General features: G+C 71.7%; 21 protein-coding genes and 3 tRNA genes. 16 read left to right on the forward strand and 8 right to left on the reverse strand.

Features of this window, described 5'->3' with window-relative positions; genetic code table 11:
- Window positions 1-216: 216 nt before the first annotated feature.
- The 3 genes from ACFXC1_RS27085 (at window position 217) to ACFXC1_RS27095 (ending at window position 2,158) form a co-directional block, all read left to right on the forward strand.
- A complete protein-coding gene (locus ACFXC1_RS27085) occupies window positions 217-864 on the forward strand; it encodes an RNA polymerase sigma factor (protein WP_381246753.1) in 648 nt (215 codons plus the stop codon).
- Complete coding sequence (locus ACFXC1_RS27090) at window positions 857-1,777, forward strand: CU044_5270 family protein (RefSeq protein ID WP_381246756.1); 921 nt, start codon at window positions 857-859, stop codon at window positions 1,775-1,777. The genes ACFXC1_RS27085 and ACFXC1_RS27090 overlap by 8 nt, the downstream gene beginning before the upstream one ends.
- A gap of 294 nt (window positions 1,778-2,071) precedes the next feature.
- Window positions 2,072-2,158 (forward strand) — tRNA-Ser (locus ACFXC1_RS27095).
- Between the two features lie 78 nt (window positions 2,159-2,236).
- Here the strand turns inward: ACFXC1_RS27095 and ACFXC1_RS27100 are convergent.
- Together ACFXC1_RS27100 and ACFXC1_RS27105 are read right to left on the reverse strand one after the other, a co-directional pair.
- On the reverse strand, window positions 2,237-2,443 hold the full coding sequence (locus ACFXC1_RS27100; RefSeq protein WP_381246759.1) for an Imm32 family immunity protein: 207 nt from the start codon (window positions 2,441-2,443) through the stop codon (window positions 2,237-2,239).
- Between the two features lie 42 nt (window positions 2,444-2,485).
- Window positions 2,486-3,376: a bifunctional DNA primase/polymerase gene (locus ACFXC1_RS27105; RefSeq protein ID WP_381246762.1), complete on the reverse strand. Its 891-nt coding sequence runs from the start codon at window positions 3,374-3,376 to the stop codon at window positions 2,486-2,488.
- Window positions 3,377-3,746: 370 nt separating this feature from the next.
- Here ACFXC1_RS27105 and ACFXC1_RS27110 point away from each other — a divergent pair, with 370 nt between their 5' ends.
- The 8 genes from ACFXC1_RS27110 to ACFXC1_RS27145 all read left to right on the forward strand — a co-directional run bounded on the left by ACFXC1_RS27110 (window position 3,747) and on the right by ACFXC1_RS27145 (window position 12,390).
- A complete protein-coding gene (locus tag ACFXC1_RS27110) occupies window positions 3,747-4,058 on the forward strand; it encodes a hypothetical protein (RefSeq protein WP_019073223.1) in 312 nt (103 codons plus the stop codon).
- 350 nt (window positions 4,059-4,408) lie between these two features.
- Window positions 4,409-5,608 (forward strand): acyl-CoA dehydrogenase family protein, encoded by a 1,200-nt coding sequence (locus ACFXC1_RS27115; RefSeq protein ID WP_381246765.1) that lies wholly within the window; start codon window positions 4,409-4,411, stop codon window positions 5,606-5,608.
- Entirely contained in the window at window positions 5,605-6,573 is a 969-nt protein-coding gene (locus ACFXC1_RS27120; RefSeq protein WP_381246767.1) for a bifunctional MaoC family dehydratase N-terminal/OB-fold nucleic acid binding domain-containing protein, read from the forward strand. Before ACFXC1_RS27115 ends, ACFXC1_RS27120 begins: the two co-directional genes overlap by 4 nt.
- 1 nt (window position 6,574) lies before the next feature.
- Window positions 6,575-7,633 (forward strand): acyl-CoA dehydrogenase family protein, encoded by a 1,059-nt coding sequence (locus tag ACFXC1_RS27125; protein WP_381246769.1) that lies wholly within the window; start codon window positions 6,575-6,577, stop codon window positions 7,631-7,633.
- 17 nt (window positions 7,634-7,650) lie between these two features.
- A complete protein-coding gene (locus tag ACFXC1_RS27130) occupies window positions 7,651-8,043 on the forward strand; it encodes a MaoC family dehydratase (protein WP_381246772.1) in 393 nt (130 codons plus the stop codon).
- Entirely contained in the window at window positions 8,040-9,206 is a 1,167-nt protein-coding gene (locus ACFXC1_RS27135) for a lipid-transfer protein (protein WP_381246775.1), read from the forward strand. Before ACFXC1_RS27130 ends, ACFXC1_RS27135 begins: the two co-directional genes overlap by 4 nt.
- 725 nt (window positions 9,207-9,931) lie before the next feature.
- A complete protein-coding gene (locus tag ACFXC1_RS27140) occupies window positions 9,932-10,618 on the forward strand; it encodes a SigE family RNA polymerase sigma factor (protein ID WP_381246778.1) in 687 nt (228 codons plus the stop codon).
- Between the two features lie 95 nt (window positions 10,619-10,713).
- A complete protein-coding gene (locus tag ACFXC1_RS27145) occupies window positions 10,714-12,390 on the forward strand; it encodes a long-chain fatty acid--CoA ligase (protein ID WP_381246781.1) in 1,677 nt (558 codons plus the stop codon).
- A gap of 27 nt (window positions 12,391-12,417) precedes the next feature.
- Here ACFXC1_RS27145 and ACFXC1_RS27150 read toward each other — a convergent pair whose 3' ends face one another.
- From ACFXC1_RS27150 to ACFXC1_RS27160, 3 genes are all read right to left on the reverse strand, one after another.
- On the reverse strand, window positions 12,418-13,002 hold the full coding sequence (locus ACFXC1_RS27150; RefSeq protein ID WP_381246784.1) for an alpha/beta hydrolase: 585 nt from the start codon (window positions 13,000-13,002) through the stop codon (window positions 12,418-12,420).
- 38 nt (window positions 13,003-13,040) lie between these two features.
- Window positions 13,041-17,354 (reverse strand): PAS domain-containing protein, encoded by a 4,314-nt coding sequence (locus ACFXC1_RS27155; RefSeq protein WP_381246787.1) that lies wholly within the window; start codon window positions 17,352-17,354, stop codon window positions 13,041-13,043.
- Between the two features lie 203 nt (window positions 17,355-17,557).
- Window positions 17,558-18,025 carry an SSI family serine proteinase inhibitor gene (locus tag ACFXC1_RS27160; RefSeq protein WP_381246790.1) on the reverse strand — a complete coding sequence of 156 codons (468 nt, stop codon included), beginning with the start codon at window positions 18,023-18,025 and terminating at the stop codon, window positions 17,558-17,560.
- A 169-nt stretch (window positions 18,026-18,194) separates the two neighbouring features.
- Here ACFXC1_RS27160 and ACFXC1_RS27165 point away from each other — a divergent pair.
- The 4 genes from ACFXC1_RS27165 to ACFXC1_RS27180 all read left to right on the forward strand — a co-directional run bounded on the left by ACFXC1_RS27165 (window position 18,195) and on the right by ACFXC1_RS27180 (window position 19,557).
- A tRNA-Ser gene (locus ACFXC1_RS27165) sits at window positions 18,195-18,285 on the forward strand.
- Between the two features lie 195 nt (window positions 18,286-18,480).
- Window positions 18,481-18,553: transfer RNA gene (locus ACFXC1_RS27170), tRNA-Arg, on the forward strand.
- Between the two features lie 99 nt (window positions 18,554-18,652).
- The gene (locus ACFXC1_RS27175) at window positions 18,653-19,129 is read left to right on the forward strand and encodes a hypothetical protein (RefSeq protein WP_381246792.1); all 477 of its coding nucleotides are present in this window, start codon (window positions 18,653-18,655) and stop codon (window positions 19,127-19,129) included.
- A 206-nt stretch (window positions 19,130-19,335) separates the two neighbouring features.
- Window positions 19,336-19,557, forward strand: coding sequence for a hypothetical protein (locus tag ACFXC1_RS27180; RefSeq protein ID WP_019073270.1), 222 nt, complete (start codon window positions 19,336-19,338; stop codon window positions 19,555-19,557).
- 350 nt (window positions 19,558-19,907) lie between these two features.
- Here ACFXC1_RS27180 and ACFXC1_RS27185 read toward each other — a convergent pair whose 3' ends face one another.
- From ACFXC1_RS27185 to ACFXC1_RS27195, 3 genes are all read right to left on the reverse strand, one after another.
- Window positions 19,908-20,234 (reverse strand): hypothetical protein, encoded by a 327-nt coding sequence (locus ACFXC1_RS27185; RefSeq protein ID WP_381246795.1) that lies wholly within the window; start codon window positions 20,232-20,234, stop codon window positions 19,908-19,910.
- 37 nt (window positions 20,235-20,271) lie between these two features.
- Window positions 20,272-20,742: a GtrA family protein gene (locus tag ACFXC1_RS27190; RefSeq protein ID WP_381246798.1), complete on the reverse strand. Its 471-nt coding sequence runs from the start codon at window positions 20,740-20,742 to the stop codon at window positions 20,272-20,274.
- 170 nt (window positions 20,743-20,912) lie between these two features.
- Window positions 20,913-21,395 carry a MarR family winged helix-turn-helix transcriptional regulator gene (locus tag ACFXC1_RS27195; protein ID WP_381246800.1) on the reverse strand — a complete coding sequence of 161 codons (483 nt, stop codon included), beginning with the start codon at window positions 21,393-21,395 and terminating at the stop codon, window positions 20,913-20,915.
- 87 nt (window positions 21,396-21,482) lie between these two features.
- Between ACFXC1_RS27195 and ACFXC1_RS27200 the strand changes: the two genes are divergently transcribed.
- Window positions 21,483-21,848, forward strand: a complete 366-nt coding sequence (locus ACFXC1_RS27200; protein ID WP_381246803.1) for an HGxxPAAW family protein — start codon at window positions 21,483-21,485, stop codon at window positions 21,846-21,848.
- Window positions 21,849-21,884: the final 36 nt, after the last annotated feature.

The following is a 21,884-nucleotide window of genomic DNA, read 5'->3' on the forward strand; positions in this document are numbered from 1 at the left end:
GGGGGGGGGCCCCCCCCCCCCCGCGGGGGCTCCCGCCCACCCCGGGGCGGGGGGGGCTGGGGTCCCGGGCCCCCGCCCGGTCGTTTTCCGCCCTCTCCTCCATGGGTGCGCACCCACCGCGGGAACCCGATTCCTCCCTGCGGCGAAGTACGGGTGAAAGCCCAATCTTCAGCAGCGTGTCCGCATGGACGACTCGCATGGACGAGAGGAGCCCCGATGACCGTCGAACCAGGCATCAGGGTGGGGCAGGACAGTGACGCCCCGACGAGTGACGCCTCGGTGATCGAACGGTCCTGGGACGAGCCCGAGGCATTCGCCGCGCTCTTCGACCGCCACGCCGACTCGGTGCACCGTTACGCGGCGCGCCGGCTCGGTCCGGAGGTGGCCGAGGACCTGATGGCGGAGACGTTCACCATCGCGTTCCAGCAGCGCTTCCGCTACAACACGGAACTGGCCGACGCCCGCCCGTGGTTGTTCGGCATCGCGACCAACCTCGTGGGCCGGCACCGGCGCGCCGAGGCCCGGCGGCTGAAGGCGATCGGCCGGCTGCCGTCGGCCGCCCCCGCCGACGGTTCCGAGGACGCGGTCGACGACCGGGTGGCCGCGCGGGTCAGCGCACAGGCCGTACGCGGCGAACTGGCCCTGGGCATGGCCCGGTTGCCCGCCCGCCACCGGGACGTGCTGCTGCTGGTCGCCTGGGCCGACCTCGGCTACGAGGAGGTCGCCCGGGCCCTGGAGATACCGGTGGGAACGGTCCGGTCACGCCTGCACAGGGCCCGCAGAAAACTTCGCGACGCATTGGGCGGATCCGATCCGACAACCCTTCGAGAGGAATCCGACGTTGAGGAATCCGACGATGAATGAGATGCGGCTCCTGAGGGAGTGGGACGCGGAAGCACCCCCGCTCACGGACCACGCACGCGCGCGTGCCCGCCTCCGCCTCTACGAGACGATGACCGCGCCCGCCACCGCCGTGGCCGTCGGCCGTCGCCCGTTCCTGCGGATCGCGGTGGCCGGTGTCGCGACGGCGGCGGTCGCCACGACCGTGCTGGTCGCCAACGACTCCTCGCCCCACTCCCAACCGGTGAGCGCGACCACCGTGCTGCGCGGGGCGGCGGCCGAGGAACGCCGACTGGAGAAGCCGATCGCCGCACGCGACGACCAGTTCATCTACACCAAGGAGATCATCAAGGAGACCCCCGTCGGGGGCGGCCGGACCCGGACGTACGTCGACGAGAACTGGAACTCGGTCGACGGCTCCAAGAGGTCGTACGTCAGCGAACTCGGCCACAAACAGTGGGTCCCGGTGTACGGGCCGGGCCAGGGCACCTGGCCGCCGAGCAAGTGGAGCGAGCTCAAGCTGATGCCCACCGATCCGCGCGAACTGGCGATCGCCCTGCGGGACATGGGCGGAAAGCCGGACTACAGCAAGCCGATGAGGACCGGCGACTGGCCGATGGTCCAGAACTTCCTCTCCGGCCTGCTCCGCACGCCCGTCCTGCCGCAGGGACTGCGCTCCGCCGCGTACGAGGCGCTCGCCACCGTCCCCGGCATCAAGGTCGTACCCGGCCAGAAGGACGCCGGCGGCCGCGCGGGCATCGGCATCCGCTTCTTGCCCACACCGGGAGCGTCCCGGTCTCCGCTCCTGGTCTTCGACGCGAAGACATACCGGTACCTCGGCATGCGCGATCAGCGGACGGCGGGCGGGAAGACGTACGAACAGTGGTCGTACGTCGCGGCGAGCGGTGTGGTGGATCGGGTGATGGAGCGGCCGTAGCGGGTTCGGCGCACAGGTCGGAGGGGGTGTCGCTCGGCGGGCGGCACCCCGTCACCATGAGCCATGCGACCGGACGGCTGGCACCTCACCCACGACGTCGACGAATTCCTTGCCCGGGCCGCCCCGGTCCGGGGTTCCTTGTTCGGGATCCGCAGAGAATCAATGGCCTCGGCTACGGCGGGGAAGCGGTACGGCAATTGGGCAGCACGGCACCGAGATGCAGGGCCAACGCCTCATGAGCTCCCCGCCGCCCGGTACGCTGTACCCGCCCCACCCCAGGTGGCGAGGGGCGCAGGTGGGTTGCCCGAGCGGCCTAAGGGAACGGTCTTGAAAACCGTCGTGGCAGCGATGTCACCGTGGGTTCAAATCCCACACCCACCGCGGGTGAACGGCCCCTGACCAGGCAACTCGGTCAGGGGCCGTTCGCAGTTGATCGGGCCTGCAGAGCTCGCTTCAGGCCTACGGCGCCTCGTCGCGTTCCAGGATCAGGCTGATCGGCCCGTCCACGAGGTCGCTGCCGGGCTCAAGATGCTCGTGGTAGCCGTCCCGGAGTTCGGGGTCGGCGAGGGCGGTGAGTCGCTCGGCCAGGGTCAGGAGTCCGGCCGCGTTGCCCGCCACGGTGATCTCGGTGGCTGAGCCGTAGACCTTGATGCGAGGTTCTTCCATGCGGGCACGCTACCGAGGGATGTCGCACCGAGGGACCCGAGTTCACGTCCGCCGCCCCGTCATCCGAGCCGCCGAAGCGATCGTCGCCCGGGCCTCCCGCTCGGAGAGCCCCGTGCCCAGGGCCGCCTCGACCAGGGGCTCGACAAGCGCCGGGCCGATGTCGTTCTCGTAGGCGCGGCAGGCTGCCCAGAAGAGGCGGGTGTTGCGTTGGCCCTCGTGGGCCGCGAGGACGAACTGGACCAGGCCCTGGCCGTGTTGGCCGGTCGAGGTGGGGGTGGGGTGGTTGGTGCGGGGCGGGGGGAGGAGCAGGCGCAGGAGGGAGGGCGGGCAGGGGGCCGGGGCCAGGTGGGCGGTGGCGGGGGCGGCGCCGTAGAAGCCGTGTTCGGTTCGGGAGCCGGGGCCGACGAGGTAGCCGCCGGCGCCGCGGATGTCGATGCCGGGGGCGAGGCGGCCCGCGGAGTTGGGGACGACGACGTCGGGCGGGCCGGTGAGCCAGAGGTGGCGGCCGCCGCTGGGGGTGAGGACGACCACGGTCTCGGGGATCGTGAACAGGTGGCGGAGGGCCAGTTCGCGCAGGGCGGAGGACGAGTCCGTGCCGGATTTGGTGTCGAGGTCGACGCCGATCAGGTGGTACGGCGGCAGTCCGCACGCGATGCCGTAGCCGGTGGCCCAGGGCGCGGCGGCGAACAGTTCGCGGATGCGCGCCGGGTCGGTGGAGGCGTCGTAGACCCCGTGCCCGAGGAGTCCGCACTCGCCGTGGCAGGGCGGTCCTACGGTGCCTGCCGCGCCCACCAGGTCGGTGTCGTCGCGGTGCGGTGAGCGCAGGGCCGGGAGTTTGGTTCGGGACAGGGGGATCACGGCCAGTCCGCGTTCGGCGGCTGACAGGGCGTGTGCGAGGGCCAGCGTGGTGGCCTGCCGGTCGATGGTGGCCATGACTCCATGTTCGTACGAGTGTTCGAAAAAGGGAAGAGGGGGTGTTGGCGGCGCGCCCGGGGTGGGCTGATTGGCGGGGAATGTGGCGGAACGCTTCGCCTCGTGCGCCGCCCGGGACGGGGTGTCCGTACCGCCCCGAACTGCGGCTTCGGTGGAGGCAAGGGGGTTTATCGACTTGTCATCACGCTTCAGGGGGAATAACCGCTTCCGGCCTGGTTCGCCGGGGATTCGGTGGGCAACTCTGGTCTCGCGACGTCGTGCACCACACCGGGGCGGTCGGCCAACTGCCCTGGTGGAAGCCGTACTTGAAGCCGTAGTTCATGTGCGTTCGGCTCGGAAGCCGCTCCGCACTCTGTTCTGGAGGAACAACATGGCAAGCATCCGTACCGCCCGCCTCATCGCCGCCGTCTCCGCCCTCCCGCTGGCAGCCGCCCTCTTCACCGGCGTCGCGGCGGCGGACAACGGCGCCATCGCGGGCAACGGATCGAACGCGGGTGTGGCGACCGTCAGCGGCAGCGGGGTCGGGCACGACAACAAGGGCAACTCGTCCACCACACAGCAGCAGGCGGTCGGCTCCGGGGCCTCGAACCAGAGCAACACCGCCCAGGTCAACGGATCCGCGTTCACCGCCATCAACCAGGGAAACTCGAACGTCGCCGTCAACTTCGCCAACTTCTGGTAGCCGCGCCCGACGACTCCCGCGCGGGGATGCGTGGAGGCGTCTGAGGGTGTGTGAGGTGTGCTCTGTGGGGTCGTAACGCGTCTGCGCGGTGGTACTTCGGTGCCGCCGCGCAGACGTCTTTCCGTATGCGGGTAGGCGTCCCGCGCAGGCGATTCTCCGTATGCGGGCAGGGGTCCCGCGCAGGCGTTTTTCCGTATCCGGACAGGGCCCGCGCGGACGTTTTCGTGCTCCACGCGCGCGTGCCCGGGCGCCACCGCGCCTCTGTGCCGACGACCTTGACAGTGCACCGTATCTGACGGACAGTCAGAAATCCTCGCCCGTACGGTCATGACGACCCGGAGGTCCGCGTCGTGCACCTCGCCCCCACCCCCCGCCAGCAGCGGCTGCGCGCCGAACTCCGGTCGTACTTCGCCGCGTTGATGCCGGACGGACCACCCCGCGCGGACGACCCCCAGGGACAGCGGGCGCTGCTGCGCCGGATCGGCGGCGACGGGTGGCTCGGGCTCGGCTGGCCGGTCGAGTACGGCGGCCAAGGGCGGGGCGCGGACGAGCAGTTCGTGTTCTTCGACGAGGCCTACCGGGCGAACGCGCCCGTCTCGATGGTCACCCTGAACACCGTCGGGCCGACACTGATGAAGTACGGCAGCGAGGAACAGAAGGCCGCCCTCCTGCCGGGCATCCTGCGCGGCGAACTCGTCTTCGCGATCGGCTACAGCGAACCGTCGGCCGGCACCGACCTCGCCTCGCTCCGGACCCGGGCCGTGCGCGACAGCCGGGGTTGGCTGATCGACGGGCAGAAGATCTTCACCTCCAACGCCCACAACGCCGACTGGATCTGGCTCGCCTGCCGCACCGACCCCGAGGCCCCCAGGCACCGCGGCATCTCGATCATCCTCGTCCCGACCGACGCGCCCGGCTTCTCCTGGACCCCGATCGACACGGTGGGCGGGCAACGGACGACGGCCACGTACTACGACGGCGTCCGCGTCCCGGCGGCCAACCTGGTCGGCGCGGAGAACGAGGGCTGGTCGCTCATCACCAACCAGCTCAACCACGAGCGGGTCGCCCTCGCCGCGACCGGCATGCAGGCCGAGGACTACTACTCTGCCGCGCTGACCGCCGCCCGCACACCCGATCCGGTGACGGGCAGGCGCCGGGCCGACGAGCCGTGGGTGCGGGCGCAGTTGGCCGAGGCGCACGCCCGGCTGGCCGCGACCCGCCTGCTCAACTGGCGGCTGGTGGGTGACGTGGGAGCGGGCCGGCTGGCGCCCGGCGACGCGAGCGCCGTGAAAGTCATGGGAACCGAATCGACGGTTGCGGTGTACCAGATATGTCAGCACGTCGCCGGAGCGGACGGGACGACAGCCACGGGCACGGCAACGGGACTGACGGGACTGGTGCGTTTCGGGTCGCCGGGTGTCTTCGGGGACGGCGAGCTGGAGCGGTTGAACAGGGCGGCGCAGATCAACACGTTCGGGGGCGGGGTGAGCGAGGTGCAGCGGGAGATCGTCGCGACGATGCGGCTCGGGATGACCAGGGGGCGGCGGTGACAAGTGAGTCGGCGGTGAGCGCAGCGGCCGTAGACGAACTGGGGGCGAGGCTCAAGGCGTACGAAGGGCGTCCGGCCGCCGTCGCGGGCAGCGGCAAGGACCCCGTCAACGAGCCGATGATCCGGCACTGGTGCGAGGCGATGGGCGACACGAACCCTGCGTACACGGGCCCGGACGCCGTCGCCCCGCCCACCATGCTCCAGGCCTGGACCATGGGCGGCCTATCCGGGCACTCGGGACGCACGGGGGCGTACGACGAGCTGTTCGACCTGCTCGACGAGGCGGGCTGCACCTCGGTGGTCGCCACCGACTGCGAGCAGGAGTATCTACGGCCCCTGCGTCCGGGGGACGAGGTCACCTTCGACGCGGTGATCGAGTCGGTCTCCGACCGCAAGACGACGAAGCTGGGCACGGGGTACTTCGTCACCACGCGCATGGACGTGCGGGTGGGCCAGGACCTCGTCGGCACCCACCGCTTCCGCATCCTCAAGTACGCCCCCGCGCGCCGGAAACCGAAGACCGGGAGTGCCCCGCGCCCTCGTCCCGTCGTCAACCGCGACAACGCCGGCTTCTGGGAGGGCGTGGAGCGGCATCAACTCCTCATCCAGCGCTGCACGGACTGCGGGACGCTGCGCCACCCCTGGCTGCCGGGCTGCAACACCTGCGGCGGCCCGGACTGGGACACCGTCGAGGCGAGCGGCGACGGGACCGTCTACTCGTACGTGGTGATGCACCACCCGCCCTTCCCCGCCTTCGACCCTCCTTACGCGGTAGGCCTGATCGAACTCGCCGAGGGCGTGCGGATCGTGAGCAACGTGGTGGGGGTGCCGTACGACAAGGTGCGCGTCGGGCTGCCGGTGCGGCTCGAATTCCGGCGCTACGACGACGGGGACGGGGACGAGGGCGGCCCGCTGGTGCTCCCCGTCTTCCGGGTCCTCGAAGGCCGAGAGGGCGGGGTGGGCTGACATGGACTTCACGCCCACAGAGGAACAGGTGGCGGCCCGTGACCTGGCCGCCCGGATCTTCGGCGACCTCGCGACACCGGAGCGGCTCACGGCGGCCGGGACGGGGAGCGACCCCGAGCTGTGGAAGGCGCTGTGCGCCGCCGGACTGGTGGGCGCCGTAGGGGAGTTGGGGCTGCTCGGCCTCGTCCTCCTCCTGGAGGAGCAGGGGCGGACGACGGCCCAGGTGCCCTTCGCCTCGACGTGCGTGTACGGGCTGCTGGCGGTGGCGGCACACGGTTCGCCCGAGCAGCGGGAGCGGTTGCTGCCGGGTATCGGGGACGGGTCGGTGGTGGTGTGCGGGGCGTTTCCCGCGCAGGGGGGTGTACGGGCCACCGCGCAGGGCGAGTTGACGGGTACGGTCCCCGTCGTCCCCTGGCTGCGCGACGCCACGCATGTCCTTGTCGCCAACGAGCAAGGGGAGTTGTGGCTGACGCCGGTCACGGACGCCACGCGCGTCGAACCGGTCGAGCTGACCGCACCCTGGTCGGCGGGGCGACTGACGCTCGACGGCGCGGCGGCGGAACGGCTCGGCGGCACGGAGGCCCACGCAGACATTCGCGTGACGGCCCACGCCGACATCCTCGCCACCGCCCGTACCGCCTTCGCCGGACTCCAGGCCGGGGTCTGCGCGGGGTCGCTCGCGCGGGCCGTGGCTCATGTCAACGCGCGGGAGCAGTTCGGGCGTCCGCTGGCCACCCGGCAGGCGGTCCAACTCCGGGCCGCCGACGCGTACATGGACATCGAGGCGATACGCGTGACGGCGTACGAGGCGGCGTGGCGGCGCGATGCCGAACTGCCGTACGCCACACACGCGTTGACCGCGGCCTGGTGGGCGTCCGAGGCGGGCCGGCGGGTCGTCGACACGGGTCAGCATCTGCACGGCGGGGCGGGAGCCGACCTGGAGCATCCGGTCCACCGACACTTCCTCTGGGGGCGCCAGATGGACGCGTATCTGGGCTGCGGGGCCGAAGTGCTGCAGGAACTGGGGGAGTTGATCGTCAATGAGGAGGCGCAGTCATGAGGGCGGGAGGCGTGGCCATGAGGACGGGTGAGGAGTTGCCTCCGCTCGAGATCGAGATCACCCGCACGCTGATCGTCGCCGGGGCCATCGCCTCCCGGGACTACCAGGATGTGCACCACGACGCGGAGTCGGCGCGGCTGAAGGGCTCCCCCGACATCTTCATGAACATCCTGACGACGAACGGCCTGGTCGGCCGCTACATCACGGACCACTTCGGCCCGCGCGCCGTCCTCCGCAAGGTCGCCATACGGCTCGGCGCCCCCAACTACCCGGGGGACACCATGGTGTTGACGGGGAGAATCGAGGAGGCGGACGGCGACACCGCGACGGTGCGCGTCCTCGGGACGAACGGCATCGGGCGGCATGTGACAGGCACCGTGACGGTGACCGTAACGGGGGAGGCCGGATGAGTGCCCGTAACCGCGACACCCTCGGTGGGCAGGCGGCGATCGTCGGTATCGGGGCCACGGAGTTCTCCAAGGACTCGGGGCGCAGCGAACTGCGGCTGGCCGTGGAGGCGGTGCGGGCGGCGCTGGACGACGCGGGGCTGACGCCGGCGGACGTGGACGGGATGGTGACGTTCACGATGGACACCAACCCGGAGATCACCGTCGCCCAGGCCTGCGGGATCGGCGAGCTGTCCTTCTTCTCCCGGGTCCACTATGGCGGCGGCGCGGCCTGTGCGACGGTCCAGCAGGCGGCGCTGGCGGTGGCGGCGGGCGTGGCCGAGGTGGTGGTCTGCTACCGCGCCTTCAACGAGCGGTCGGGCCGCAGATTCGGCTCGGGCGTCACCCACCGCGAACCGTCGGCGGAGGGCGCGGCGCTCGGCTGGTCGCTGCCGTTCGGGCTGCTCACCCCGGCGTCATGGGTGGCGATGGCGGCGCAACGGTATCTGCACACCTACGGCCTCACACCCGAGGTGTTCGGTCAGGTGGCGGTCGTGGACCGCAAGTACGCGGCGACGAACCCGGCGGCGTACTTCCACGGCAGACCGATCACCCTCGCCGAACACGCGGCCTCGCGCTGGATCGTGGAGCCGCTGCGGCTGCTGGACTGCTGCCAGGAGACGGACGGCGCGCAGGCGATCGTCGTCACGTCGGTCGAGCGGGCCCGTGACCTGCCGCGCCCGCCCGCGGTCGTCGCGGCGGCGGCCCAGGGCGCCGGGCGCGCGCAGGAACAGATGACCAGCTTCTACCGCGACGACCTGACCGGCCTCCCGGAGATGGGCGTGGTCGCACGCCAACTGTGGCGGACGGCGGGCCTCGGGCCGGCCGACATGGACGTGGCGATCCTCTACGACCACTTCACGCCGTTCGTGCTGATGCAGCTGGAGGAGTTCGGTTTCTGCGCAAAGGGCGAGGCGGCGGACTTCGTGGCCGAGGAACAGGTGCCGCTCAACACGCACGGGGGCCAGCTCGGAGAGGCGTATCTGCATGGCATGAACGGGATCGCGGAAGGCGTCAGGCAGGTGCGCGGCACCGCGGTGAACCGGATACCGGGGGCCGGGCGGGTACTGGTGACAGCGGGGACCGGGGTGCCGACATCGGGGCTGATCCTCACCGGAGACGCGTGAGCCTCGCCTCACTTGAGATAGCCGGCCTCGGCTCGCCGGAGACGGCTGAGCCCGGACCACACCGGACGGCCGAACCGGGCCGACCCTCCGCGGCGGGGCCCGGATGACTCCGGACGGCCGAGCCTGGCCGACTCAGGACGTCCGACCCCGGATGACTCCGGACGACTGTGCCTGGGCTGACTCCCGATGGCTGAGCTTCGGTCGACCCCGGACGCCAACTCCCACGGGTGGTCCCGCAGTGGCCGACTGCGGTCGGCGATCCGCACGGGTGGTCCCGCAGTGGCCGACTGCGGACGGCGATCCGCACGGGTGGTCCCGCAGTGGCCGACTGCGGACGCCAGCTCCCACGGGTGGTCCCGCAGCCGCCGCTCCCGGTCGGCAATCCCCACGCGTGAACCCACAACGGCCGACCTCGGACGGCCGACCTCGGACGGCCGACCTCGGACGGCCGACCCCGGACGGCCGACCCCGGACGACCGAGCCCCGGACGACCGAGCCCCGGGCGCAAGCCGCAGCGACCGCCTCCGCCAGGCTCCACCCCCGGGAGGGACCCATCCAACGACCGCCCCGCCCGACCCACCCCCAGGGGTAAACCCGCAGTACGTCTCCCCCGCTCGTCCACCTTCAGGAGGTGGAGCCAGCCCCACCACTACAACCTGAGGCGGAGTCTGCTTCGGGACCTGCGGCCGATCCGCCGGAGCGGCGTTCGCTCATAGCGTGGAGCCATGACCACAGCCGTCTGCACCAGCGCTTCGAACGCCGTCGCACGGGCCGCCGAACGGGCCGACGCTCGGACCACGACACGGCCCGGCACCCGCCCCGCCGTACGCCAGGCCGCCCGTTCCACGGCTCGGGCCGCGCAGACCCAGCCGACCGCCACGGCCACCGCCACTGCCAGCGTCACCACCCTCACGTACCCCTCCTTCTCGTCGTACATGAGGGCCAGGCAGCCGGTGCTGCTGCGGACCGCGCGGTCGCTGACCTCGAATCCGTCCGACGCCGAGGACCTGCTGCAGACCGCGCTGACCAAGACGTATGTCGCCTGGGAGCGGATCGAGGACCACCGGGCGCTGGACGGCTATGTGCGCCGGGCACTGTTGAACACGCGGACCTCGCAGTGGCGCAAGCGCAAGGTCGACGAGTTCGCGTGCGAGGAGCTGCCGGAGCCCGAGCCGGGCGGCGGCGGCGCGGAGGACCCGGCCGAGCAGCAGGCGTTGCACGACGCGATGTGGCGGGCGATCGCGAAGCTGCCGGACCGGCAGCGGGCGATGGTCGTCCTCAGGTATTACGAGGACCTCAGCGAGGTGCAGACGGCCGAGGTGCTCGGGGTCTCCGTGGGTACGGTGAAGTCGGCGGTGTCACGGGCGCTGGGCAAGCTGCGCGAGGACCCGGAGCTGGTCCTCGTACGGTAGGACCCGGGCAGGCCGGGTGATCGATCACCCGCCCCTAGTGACATACCGTGCGGTATGTGCGCAGAATCAGCGCATCCCTTACTACCGCGTAGGCAATGTCGCCCCGGGAGGACGCCGTGCTGAGCACGATGCAGGACGTACCGCTGTTGATCTCCAGGATCCTGACCCACGGGTCGACGGTCCACGGAACATCGCAGGTGATCAGCTGGACCGGTGAGGGGGAGCCGGAACGCCGTTCCTTCGCGGAGATCGGCGCACGCGCGGCCCAGCTCGCACACGCCCTGCGCGAGGACCTGGGCGTGGCGGACGGCGAACGCACGGCGACCTTTATGTGGAACAACTCGGTCCATGTGGAGGCCTACTTCGCGATCCCCGCCATGGGCGCGGTGCTGCACACCCTCAACCTCCGTCTTCCGGCCGACCAGTTGGCGTGGATCGTCAACCACGCGGCCGACCGGGTCGTGATCGTCAACGGTTCGCTGATCCCGCTGCTCGCCCCCCTGCTGCCCAAGCTGCCGACGGTCGAGCACATCGTCGTCTCCGGCCCCGGCGACCGCGGCCCGCTGGACGGCACTTCCGTGCAGGTGCACGAGTACGAGGACCTGATCGCCGGCAAGCCGACCACCTACGACTGGCCCGAGCTGGACGAACGCCAGGCCGCCGCGATGTGCTACACCTCCGGTACTACGGGCGACCCCAAGGGCGTGGTGTTCAGCCACCGTTCGATCTACCTGCACTCCATGCAGGTCAACATGACCCAGTCGATGGGGCTCACGGACCAGGACACCTCACTGGTGGTCGTGCCCCAATTTCATGTGAATGCCTGGGGTTTGCCCCACGCCACCTTCATGACCGGCGTGAACATGCTGATGCCGGACCGCTTCCTCCAGCCCGCCCCGCTCGCCGAGATGATCGAGAGCCAGCGCCCCACGCACGCGGCGGCCGTGCCCACCATCTGGCAGGGCCTGCTCGCCGAGCTGACCGCCAAGCCGCGCGACGTCTCCTCCCTCACCCAGGTCACCATCGGCGGCTCGGCCTGCCCGCCCGCCCTCATGGCGGCCTTCGACAAGCTGGGCATGCGGGTCTGCCACGCCTGGGGCATGACGGAGACGTCCCCGCTGGGCACGGTCTCGCGCCCGCCGGCCGAGGCGGTCGGCACGGAGCGGGAGTTCGAGTACCGGCTGACGCAGGGCCGCTTCCCGGCGAGCGTCGAGGCCCGCCTCACCGGCCCCGGCGGCGAACGGCTGCCCTGGGACGGCGAGTCCGCGGGCGAACTGGAGGTGCGCGGCCCCTGGGTCGCCGGCGCCTACTACAACGGCCCCGACGCCGAACCCCTGCGCCCCGCCGACAAGTTCAGCGAGGACGGCTGGCTCAAGACCGGCGACGTCGGCACCATCTCCCCCGACGGCTTCCTCACCCTCACCGACCGCGCCAAGGACGTCATCAAGTCCGGCGGCGAGTGGATCTCCTCCGTCGACCTGGAGAACGCCCTGATGTCCCACCCGGACGTCACCGAGGCCGCCGTGGTCGCCGTACCGGACGAGAAATGGGGCGAGCGCCCGCTCGCGACCGTCGTCCTGCGGGAGGGCTCCACCGCAGACTTCGAGTCCCTGCGCGCGTTCCTCGCCGACGCGGGGAAGATCGCCAAGTGGCAGCTTCCCGAACGCTGGACGATCGTCGAGGCGGTCCCGAAGACGAGCGTCGGCAAGTTCGACAAGAAGGTCCTGCGCAGGCGCTACGCCGACGGCGACCTGGACGTCACCAAGCTCTGAACCGACGGTTGGCTCGGCCGGCGACCCCTACCGGCCGAGCGAGCCGACGAAGCGGTCCAGCCGGGAGACGACCTTCCGCAGCACGTCGACCGACCCCTCGGCGTCGCCCGCGAGTTCCAGCGAGTGATCGGCGCCGGGAATCTCCAGCACCTCATGTCCGACGGAACCGGCGACCCGCGAGTCCCACAGCTTGTCGGCGTCGCCGCCGACCAGAAGGGTCGGCGCCTGCGCCCGCCCGAGACCGCGTACCACCTGGTCGATCGTCAGAACAGGCGTGAGCCAGGCCGCCGCGATGCCCCGCTCGGCCGCGACCCCGCACCCGAGTGACCCCAGAGACTTCCCGACGACCAGCCGACAGGCCCCTGCCTCGGCGTCGACGGCCCGCGCGACCTCCGCCTCCACCCACGCGATCCGCTCCTCCACGGTGAACCGCGAGAAGTCGTCCGGAATCCGCCACCACAACTCCTGCACCGTCCAGCCGTGCTGGAGAAGCACGGCACGGGCGAAGTGCAGCAGCGGCATGGCGGGCGTGTACCCGACACCCGGCACGACGACCGCGACCCGGTCGGGCGCACCGTCGTGGCGGGTGGGAACAGCGAAGGGACCGGTCATGACGGCAGGTTACTTTCCCAACTCGGCCGCCCGACCGGCTAGTTGGTACCGATCCGAGCCAACAGGTCCACGATCCTCGACTGGACCTCCGTGCTCGTCGACCGTTCGGCGAGGAACAGCACGGTCTCCCCCGACGCCAGTCGCGGCAGATCCGCCTGGTCGACCGCGGCCGTGTACACGACGAGCGGAGTGCGGTTGAGCTGCCCGTTCGCCCGCAGCCAGTCGACGATCCCGGCCCGCCGCTTGTGCACCTGGAGCAGGTCCATGACCACCAGGTTGGGCCGCAACTGCCCCGCCAGCGTCACCGCGTCCGCGTCGCTCGCGGCCCGCGCCACCTGCATCCCGCGCCGCTCCAGCGTCGCCGTCAGCGCCAGCGCGATCTCCGCGTGCTCCTCGATGAGCAGTACGCGCGGCGGGTGCTGCTCACTGTCCCGGGGCGCGAGCGCCTTCAGCAGTACGGCGGGATCGGCGCCGTAGGCCGCCTCGCGCGTCGCCTGTCCGAGTCCGGCCGTGACGAGCACCGGTACCTCGGCGGCGACGGCGGCCTGCCGCAGTGACTGCAACGCGGTCCTCGTAATGGGTCCGGTCAACGGGTCCACGAACAGCGCCGCCGGGAACGCGGCGATCTGCGCGTCGACCTCCTCGCGCGAGTGCACGATGACGGGCCGGTACCCGCGGTCGCTCAGCGCCTGCTGGGTCGTCACGTCCGGCGCGGGCCAGACCAGCAGCCGACGCGGGTTGTCGAGCGGCTCGGGGGGCAGTTCGTCGTCGAGCGGCTGCGGTCTCGGCGTGTCCGCGATCTCCACGGCCCCGCCCGGCCCGTCCAACGGCTCCGGCCCCTCGGCCGCGTTCTCGTCCGGTGCTCCTATGGCGTACGACCGTCCGGCGCCCTCGGTGATCGGCGAGAGCCGCGACTGCCCGGCCATGGAGGGCTGCGCCTGCTCACCCTGGGGATGCGGACGCGCCGACCCGGCGGTACCGGCGTCGGGCCGCGTCCCCAGCTTCCGCCGCCGCCCGCCGCCACCCGGCGTATGCGGCGGAGGCGTGGCCGTCGGCTGCTGCACCTGAGCCGCCTGCCGCGTGAACGGCACCCCCTGCCCCAACGTCCGCACACTGATCGCCCGCCCCTGAGTGGAGTTGGGATCAACGGCCCCGACCGGCGCCGGTACGGCAGCTTCAGCGGGCAACGGCTGCGCGACCCGGGCTTGCGGCGCGGCGGGAGCGGCAGCGGCGGGTGCGGCAGCGGCCGGCGCCGGCGCGTTCGGATTCGGCTGTGCATTCGGGGCTACGGCGGTGTCGGCGCCGTTCGCCGGTACGACGGGGGTGCCGGGGGCCGGCGTGACGCCCGGGGCCGGCTGAGCGGCGGGCAGCGCCTGCGGCGGTACCGCCGTACCGGGCGCACCAGCCGCACCGGGGTGGGCCTGAGCCGCGCCGACCTGACCGGGGATGCCGTGCGGAGAGACCGGCTGACCCTGGGCGCCGGGAATGCCCTGGGGCGGAATCGGCTGCCCCGGGAGTCCCTGCCCGGGGATCCCCTGAGGCGAGACCGGCTGGCCCGGCCCGCCCTGCGGCAACGCCGCCTGCGCCGGGATGCCCTGACCGGGAGCCGCCTCCGCCGGAAGCGGCAGCGGCTGGGCCGCGGCGGCCTGCCCCTGACCGGGAAGGCTCTGCGCGGGCGCGAGTTGCATGGCGGCACCCGGCTGACCGGCTACCGGCTGCACCACAGCCTGCTGCCAACCGGGAACCGCCTGCCCCGCCGGTCCCTGCCCCTGTCCTTGCGCCTGAGACGGCACCCCCACGGGAACACCCGGCCCCTGCGCCGGCACCACCGCGCCCGCCGCCTGCACCGGCACGCCCTCCGCGGGCTGCTGCGGCTGGGCCACGGCCCGGCGCCGCCGCCCGGTGGGCGCGCTCGCGGGATGCGGCTGCGGCGGAGTGTGGTCCTCTGACTGGTCGTGCGGAACGGCGTCGTGCCGCCCTTCGTCACCGGCAACCTGCCCGGGAGCGACCGGAACCCCGGGAGCGACCGGAACCTGCGCGTCCGCTTCCGGCATCCGGTCCGCCTCGGCCGGCGGCAGCGCGAACACCGTACGGGCGCCCGCCTCCTGCGCGGCGGCCCGCTCGGCCGCAGCGGCGAGAGCGCGCCTACGACGCCCGGTCGGCTGCCCGTCCCCGTCTCCGTCACCGGAGCCGTCGGCCGCACTCCCCGCAGGACCCCCCGCAGGCAACGCGGGTGGCAAAGCCTGCCGCTCGCCACCGCCGCCGCCCGACGCGGGCACACCCTGTGGCGGAACCGTCCCGCCCAGCCCCGTCCCCGAGGCCGCAGTCCCGGCCGCGTGCTCCGCCGCCGTCATCACGGCACCCTCGGACACACCCTCCGCGTCACCGTCGGCCCCGTCACCGGCGCCGCCCTCGGCGGCCCGCCCGCGTCGTCGTCCCGTACCGCTGGAAGCCCCGTCGCCGCCCGCCTCCACGGCCGCCGCCGGCTCCTCGCCCGCACGCCTCCTGCGCCGTCCGGTCGGCACCGCGCCCTCGCCGCCGGAACCGTCGGACCCGCCGTCCGGAACCTCGCTCTCCAGGAACGCGTCCACGGAGGACCGCCGGGCCCGCCGCCGCCCGCTGGTGCCGCCGGCCTGCTCGGGCAGGGCGAGTTCGGCACCGCCGGTCGCGGCCGGAACCGCGACGGCTCCCGCCCCGCCCCCGATCGGAACCTCCAGCACATACGCGCTGCCGCTCATCCCCGGCACGTCGTGCGTCTGCAGCACCCCGCCGTGCGCCCGCACGATCCCGCGCACGATCGGCTCGTGCACCGGGTCTCCCCCGGCGTACGGCCCGCGCACCTCGATCCGTACGACCTCACCGCGCTGCGCCGCCGCCACGACGACCGTGTTGTCCATGTAACCGCCCGCCGACGCGGGCGAGTTGCCGGTCGCGTCGACGCCGGCGACGTCCGCGACGAGGTGGGCGAGCGCGGTCGCGAGCAGCGCGGGGTCGACCTCGGCCTCGATGGGCGGCGCGTGCACGGCGAACTGCACCCGACCGGGACCGATCAGCTCGACGGCCCCGTCGACACCGGCGGCGACCACGGCGTCCAGCATGACCTTCGTCCGCGCGATCTCCTCGGCTCCGGTCTCCAGCCGCTGATAGCCGAGCACGTTGTCGATGAGCTGGGTGATGCGCGAGTAACCGGCCGAGAGGTGGTGGAGGACCTGGTTGGCCTCGGGCCACAGCTGGCCCGCGTCGTCCGCCGCCAACGCGGCGAGTTCCCGGCGCAGTTCGTCGAGGGGGCCGCGCAGTGAACGCCCGAGCAGCGTGAGCAGCTGCTCGTGCCGTGCGGCCAGCTCCTCGTAGCGGTCCTTCTCCCGTTCCCCGAGCGCGGCGTACCGCTCCTCGTTCGCCGCGAGCTCCTCCGCGTGCTGCTCCTGGAGCTCCTCGACCTCGGTGATGTGCTTCTGGCGCAGGGAGGTCAGCTCGGAGGCGTGCTCCTCGTCGATCCGCTCCAGCTCGTCCCGGTGCCGCTTCTCGGCGGCCTCCTTCTCCTCGGCGAGCGAGTCGTAGGGCCGCCGGTCGGTGAAGGTCATCACGGCGCCGACGAGCTGGTCGCCGTCGCGCACGGGCGCGGTGGTCAGGTCGACGGAGACGCGGTCCCCGTTCTTGGCGAACAGCACCTGCCCGCGCACCCGGTGCTTGCGCCCGGACCGCAGGGTGTCGGCGAGCGGCGACTCCGCGTACGGGAACGGCGAGCCGTCCGCGCGGGAGTGCAGTACAAGGGTGTGCAGCTCCTTGCCGCCGAGATCGCTGGCGCGGTACCCGAGGATCTGCGCGGCGGCCGGATTGACGAGCACGACCCGCCCGTCCGTGTCCGTTCCTACGACACCCTCGGCGGCGGCGCGCAGGATCATCTCGGTCTGCCGCTGCGATCGGGCCAGCTCGGCCTCGGTGTCGACGGTGCCGGAGAGGTCGCGGACGACGAGCATCAGCAGTTCGTCGGCGGTGTAGCCGTAGCCGTCGTAGGCCTGCTGGCCGTCCTCGAGGTTGGCGCTGGTGACCTCGACGGGGAACTCTGAGCCGTCGGTGCGGCGGGCGATCATCCGGGTGGGCTTGGTCCGGCCGCGCGGGTCCATCGAGTCGGGGCGCCGCATGGAACCGGGGATGAGCCGGGAGTCGAACTCCGGCAGCAGATCGAGCAGTCCGCGTCCGACGAGCGCGGTGCCGGGCGCCTCGAAGGCCTCCAGCGCGATGGTGTTCGCGTTGACGACGGTTCCGTTGGCGTTGACCAGTACCAACGCGTCCGGGAGCGCGTCGAGTATGGCTGCGAGGCGAGCAGCGCCTCGGGATGGCCTGCTGCTCACGAGACGCTTCCTCCCTGTTACCGCACCTTGCCGACCGCGGAGGCCATCTTGCCAACGGGTCCGCGACGTGTCACGCGAGGGAGTCTAAGGGCACTCGTTGTGCTCGCGGAGTGAGATGAGAGGGAGGTCGCACGGTGAAGTGACGCAGAACGTGTGACCGAACGTCGTCGGACCCCTACGGATGGACATCCACCGGCGGCCGTCTACCGGCCGAGGTCGGGCAGCAGCGGGACCATCCGGTTCCACCGGGAGATCTCGCAGCCGTTGCTCCGGTCGTACGTCGTGTCGACGGGGCGTCCGGCCCACGTGCCGGTGACGTGGGCGGTGGCGGGGCCGCCGTAGATCATCGTGCACATGCTGTCGGGGGGTACCGGGGCGAAGGGGTCCTTGCCCCACCGGGTGTCGCGGCCGACGGCCTCGCAGGCGCCGGCGACGTCCGGGTGGGTGCCGCCGCCGGGGTGGCAGTACAGATCGTGGGTGCCGTCGGCGGCGCCCGCGTGCCGGACGGTGACGGTGAGGTGGTCGGCGCCGGACCGGTCCTCGTCGTTGCCGGGCGGTGGGGCGAGGGTGCGGGCGGTCGTGGGGGACGCGCCGGCGGGTGTCGCGGCCAGTGCGCCGACGGTGGCGGCGGACGCGGCGGCGATCACAAGGAGACGGTTGACCTGCAACATGACCTGACTAACGGCCGCCGCCCCCGGACGTTGCGGACACGGCGGCCGGCATCAACGGCTTTGCCCTGCGGGCCGCCCGCCTAGTACCGTGGACCGCGATTGGTGGCACCCCGCTCGTCTGTGTCATCATCTGCACGCACCACTCGCGCTCGCGCGGGAGGTCGTTGCTGGAGGCGTCGCCTAGTCCGGTCTATGGCGCCGCACTGCTAATGCGGTTTGGGACTCAAATCCCATCGAGGGTTCAAATCCCTCCGCCTCCGCACCCCATCCGAAGCCCCGGTCGAACCGACCGGGGCTTCGGTCGTTCACAAGGTCGTTTTCAGGCCGTTTCCGCAGCTCACAAGGGGTACGGCTAACGGATTTCACATGGCGGCGGCAGTCATGTAATGTTCTTCCTGTCGCCGCGAGCGGGCCGGAAGGGCCGGGAGCAGCGAAGGAAAACAAGAGAAAATCAAGCACTCGTAGCTTAACGGATAGAGCATCTGACTACGGATCAGAAGGTTGCAGGTTCGAATCCTGCCGAGTGCACATCAGCGACAGGGACCCCGTGGATCACTCCACGGGGTCCCTGTTTTCGTCCGGCGTCGCTCATGCTCTCCACTGCGAAGAGAAGGCCGAGGACACGGCATGCGCATAGGGATCACCGGGCACCGAGGGCTGTCCGGCGGCACGGAGCGGGCGGTCACCGCGGCCGTCCGGGAGGCGGTGAGGGCCTACCCGGTGACCGACCTCGTGGGTGTTTCGTGCATCGCGGACGGTCCCGACGCGTGGTTCGCACAGGCGGTGCTGGAGCGCGGGGGCTCGCTCGAGGTCGTCGTACCGGCCTCGAAGTACCGTGCGTCGCTGCCGGATTGGCACCACCCGGTCTACGACGACCTGGTGCGCCGGGCGTCCGAGGTGCACGGGACCGGGCTGACGGACGCGGACTCCCACGCGTACATGGTCGGCAGCGAGATCCTGGTCGGTCTGGTGGACGAGCTGCTCGCCGTCTGGGACGGGTGGCCGGCGCGCGGTCACGGCGGTACCGCCGACGTGGTGGCGTACGCGGAGCGCACCGGGGTACCCGTACGGATCCTGTGGCCCGACGGAGCCACCCGCGACTGACGCCGGCCCCGACGGCGGCCCGCACGGCAACGCCCCCGGCCGTCAGACACCCGCCGCACACCCATCCGCCCTCGCGCCCAAGTGACGTTGCTCACATGGTTTCGGGTGCTCGGTGAGGTCGTACGCGAGGTCGGCGACCAGGTTGTGATGAACAAGCGATGTGGACGGCCTCAGCCAGACGCGTGTCTAGGCCCATACTGGAAGCAATGACAAAGCCAGCTGCACCGAAGCGCTATCTGCCCACCAGTCCCTTCAAGGCACCGGCCGCGGCGGCCCCCAAGCATTTCGCCGTGGGCGACCAGGTGACACACGACATGTACGGCCTCGGCCGGGTCATCGGCATCGAGGACGGCATCGCGGTGCTCGTCGACTTCGGCTCGGTTCAGGAGCGCATCCTGAGTCCGTACGCCAAGATGAGCAAGCTGTAGGACCCGCAGTGCCCGGTCACGGCACACCAGGTCCTGGCGGCCTGTAACGAACGGGAGACCTCTCATCGAACTGACCTCGCTGTTCTCCGCCCCGGAAGGGGCGTCCCGCCGCGCCAACGCGGGATCGCCCCCTCCGGCGACGAACCCCTTCCAGGCCCCCGACTTCGGGGAGGACGAGACGCTGCCGCTCGACGACGGACCGGCAACGTTCTCGGAACTGGACGAGGCCTACCGCCGCGCGGGCTAGGCAGGACGGCCCAGCCACGGGGGGCCGGGCTTCCGAAGGGGAACAGGATTTCCGGCGGCGGACCGGGCGTGCACAGCCATGCCCACTGCTCCTTCCCTCCCCCTCAGCGGACCGAGCGGATGAGGACCAGCGACCCCTCATAGGCCTCCGCGTCCCGCAGCGCCCCGTGCCGCGCGTCCCAACTTCCGTCCGCCAAGGCGGCTTCGATACGGCCGACGTACCGCGCCCGCGTCTCCTCCGCCACGAAACTCCAGGCCGAGCAGGCCTGGACCGCGCCGGGATCGAGAAAGCGCTCCGGCCGCCCGAAGTACGCCTCGTTGAAACCGTCCGTGCAGTCCGAGGGGATGGGCACGGCGGTGACGGTGACCGTCCAGCCGAGGGCGTCGGCGATGCCGGCGACCTGTTCTCCTCGGACGGGAGTGACGGCCACTTCCGTTGGTGCGCAGGTCTGTTGGTGCGCGGGCCCCTTACGCCGCCGCGCTGAACACGGGCGTCGCCGGGACCGGCCGTACCGGGATCGCGACGGTGGCCGGAGCGCTCCGGTCGGCGAAGACGAACAGGCGCAGGACCAGGAAGCGGCCGATGCCGGCGAGGGCCGAGGCGCTGAGGTAGACGATCTGTTCGGTGAGCATGGAGGGGGAGGGCTGGACGGTGTGGAGGACGAGTATCGCGGCGGACGTCGCCGCGTAGGCCGCCGTGGCCGAACCCGCCGACTGCCAGTGCTCGCGCAGACCGGGACGGCGCCCGGTGCCGAAGGTGAACAGGGCGTGCAGCTCGGTGCAGAGGATGGTCGAGGCGACCGTGATCAGCGCGTTCGCCACCCCCCAGGGCAGCTGCGCGGCGAGCAGCGGTACCGCCAGGCTGGACAGCACCCCGACGCCGCCCCCGCACACCACGAACCTGACGAAGGAGGCGAACGGACCGGGAGCGGTTGTCATGGGATTTCCCTCCGTACGGCGGCCGTTCGACCTGCGCCGGTCCTCCTGACCGGCTGAGATCAACGATGCCGTCGTACGGCTGCGGGCACGATGAAGCGGTCTCCCGAACCGTTGGTGGAGCCCGCTACACCAACGGGGTCGGGCTTACCCCCCTGCTCCGGCTCCCTGTCCTACTCCCTGTCCCGCGCGCGGAGTTCCTCGATGTAGTCCTGGGCCAGCGTCGACGTCCGCGCGAACCAGTCGGCCAGTACGGCGATCTCCTCGGGGGAGTAGTCGGCGAACTGGGCGTTGAGGCGGTCGTAGTAGGGGCCGTAGAGCGCGACGACCCGGGTCACCGCGGCCGGTACCGAGGCCACGCGGACGCGGCGGCGGTCGGTGGGGTCGGGGACGCGGGTGATGAAGCCGGCGCGTTCCAGCCGGTTGAGGATGCCGGTCACCGCGCCTGTCGTGACGTGGGCGTGCTCCGCCAGGTCGCCCGCTGTGAGCAGGTTCTCGCCCGCCTTCAGGACGCAGGCGAAGCAGAGGAGATCGGTGACGTTCAGGCCCAGCCGTTCGGCCATTTCCTGCTGGCCGAGCTGGGCGGTGGCGATGAGGGAGTCCATCGCGTCCAGTGCCTGGGCCGGGGTGGCGGCGGGGCGGGGCTTGGCTTGCATGGATATTGCCTTAGCTAGTGAGAGGTTAATACTCTAAACTTCTTAGATCGTGAGAGATCTGCGGGATCTGCCGAAGGGGGCTGGCACATGAGCGCACACCAGTATGACGAGGGGCATACGGTCGCCGGGTGGACCGGATTCGGCATCGCGACCGTCGGGACGACCGTCGCCGGCGTGGGGGTGTGTACGGTCTCCGCCGCGCTGATCGGCGGCGGGCTGGGGATCGTCGTCGCCGCCGTCCTGGTGACCTGGGCGCTCCACCTCACCGGCTGGGGCAAGCCGCCCGGGCGGCGGGACCGGGCGCAGTGGGGGATACGGGTACGGGACCCGTTGGCGCGGGCGGGGCACGCCGGGTGTGTCGGGTGCCGGCTGGCGGGGCGGGGACGGCCGGCGGAGGGGCACGCGGAGGAGACCCGGCAGTTGCCCGTTCCGGTCGGAGAAACCGCAGGTTGAAGCGGGGCCGAGGCCGTTGTCAGTGGCGCCCTCTAA

Origin of the sequence: Streptomyces hokutonensis, assembly GCF_042751305.1 — a bacterium.
GTDB lineage: Bacteria > Actinomycetota > Actinomycetes > Streptomycetales > Streptomycetaceae > Streptomyces > Streptomyces hokutonensis_A.

Bases quoted from the DNA above. Each gene is read 5' to 3' on its own strand.
- ACFXC1_RS27085 (WP_381246753.1), top strand. From the start codon at position 217: ATGACCGTCGAACCAGGCATCAGGGTGGGGCAGGACAGTGACGCCCCG.
- ACFXC1_RS27090 (WP_381246756.1), top strand. From the start codon at position 857: ATGAATGAGATGCGGCTCCTGAGGGAGTGGGACGCGGAAGCACCCCCG.
- ACFXC1_RS27100 (WP_381246759.1), bottom strand. From the start codon at position 2,443: ATGGAAGAACCTCGCATCAAGGTCTACGGCTCAGCCACCGAGATCACC.
- ACFXC1_RS27105 (WP_381246762.1), bottom strand. From the start codon at position 3,376: ATGGCCACCATCGACCGGCAGGCCACCACGCTGGCCCTCGCACACGCC.
- ACFXC1_RS27110 (WP_019073223.1), top strand. From the start codon at position 3,747: ATGGCAAGCATCCGTACCGCCCGCCTCATCGCCGCCGTCTCCGCCCTC.
- ACFXC1_RS27125 (WP_381246769.1), top strand. From the start codon at position 6,575: ATGGACTTCACGCCCACAGAGGAACAGGTGGCGGCCCGTGACCTGGCC.
- ACFXC1_RS27130 (WP_381246772.1), top strand. From the start codon at position 7,651: ATGAGGACGGGTGAGGAGTTGCCTCCGCTCGAGATCGAGATCACCCGC.
- ACFXC1_RS27135 (WP_381246775.1), top strand. From the start codon at position 8,040: ATGAGTGCCCGTAACCGCGACACCCTCGGTGGGCAGGCGGCGATCGTC.
- ACFXC1_RS27140 (WP_381246778.1), top strand. From the start codon at position 9,932: ATGACCACAGCCGTCTGCACCAGCGCTTCGAACGCCGTCGCACGGGCC.
- ACFXC1_RS27145 (WP_381246781.1), top strand. From the start codon at position 10,714: ATGTCGCCCCGGGAGGACGCCGTGCTGAGCACGATGCAGGACGTACCG.
- ACFXC1_RS27150 (WP_381246784.1), bottom strand. From the start codon at position 13,002: ATGACCGGTCCCTTCGCTGTTCCCACCCGCCACGACGGTGCGCCCGAC.
- ACFXC1_RS27160 (WP_381246790.1), bottom strand. From the start codon at position 18,025: ATGTTGCAGGTCAACCGTCTCCTTGTGATCGCCGCCGCGTCCGCCGCC.
- ACFXC1_RS27175 (WP_381246792.1), top strand. From the start codon at position 18,653: ATGCGCATAGGGATCACCGGGCACCGAGGGCTGTCCGGCGGCACGGAG.
- ACFXC1_RS27180 (WP_019073270.1), top strand. From the start codon at position 19,336: ATGACAAAGCCAGCTGCACCGAAGCGCTATCTGCCCACCAGTCCCTTC.
- ACFXC1_RS27190 (WP_381246798.1), bottom strand. From the start codon at position 20,742: ATGACAACCGCTCCCGGTCCGTTCGCCTCCTTCGTCAGGTTCGTGGTG.
- ACFXC1_RS27195 (WP_381246800.1), bottom strand. From the start codon at position 21,395: ATGCAAGCCAAGCCCCGCCCCGCCGCCACCCCGGCCCAGGCACTGGAC.
- ACFXC1_RS27200 (WP_381246803.1), top strand. From the start codon at position 21,483: ATGAGCGCACACCAGTATGACGAGGGGCATACGGTCGCCGGGTGGACC.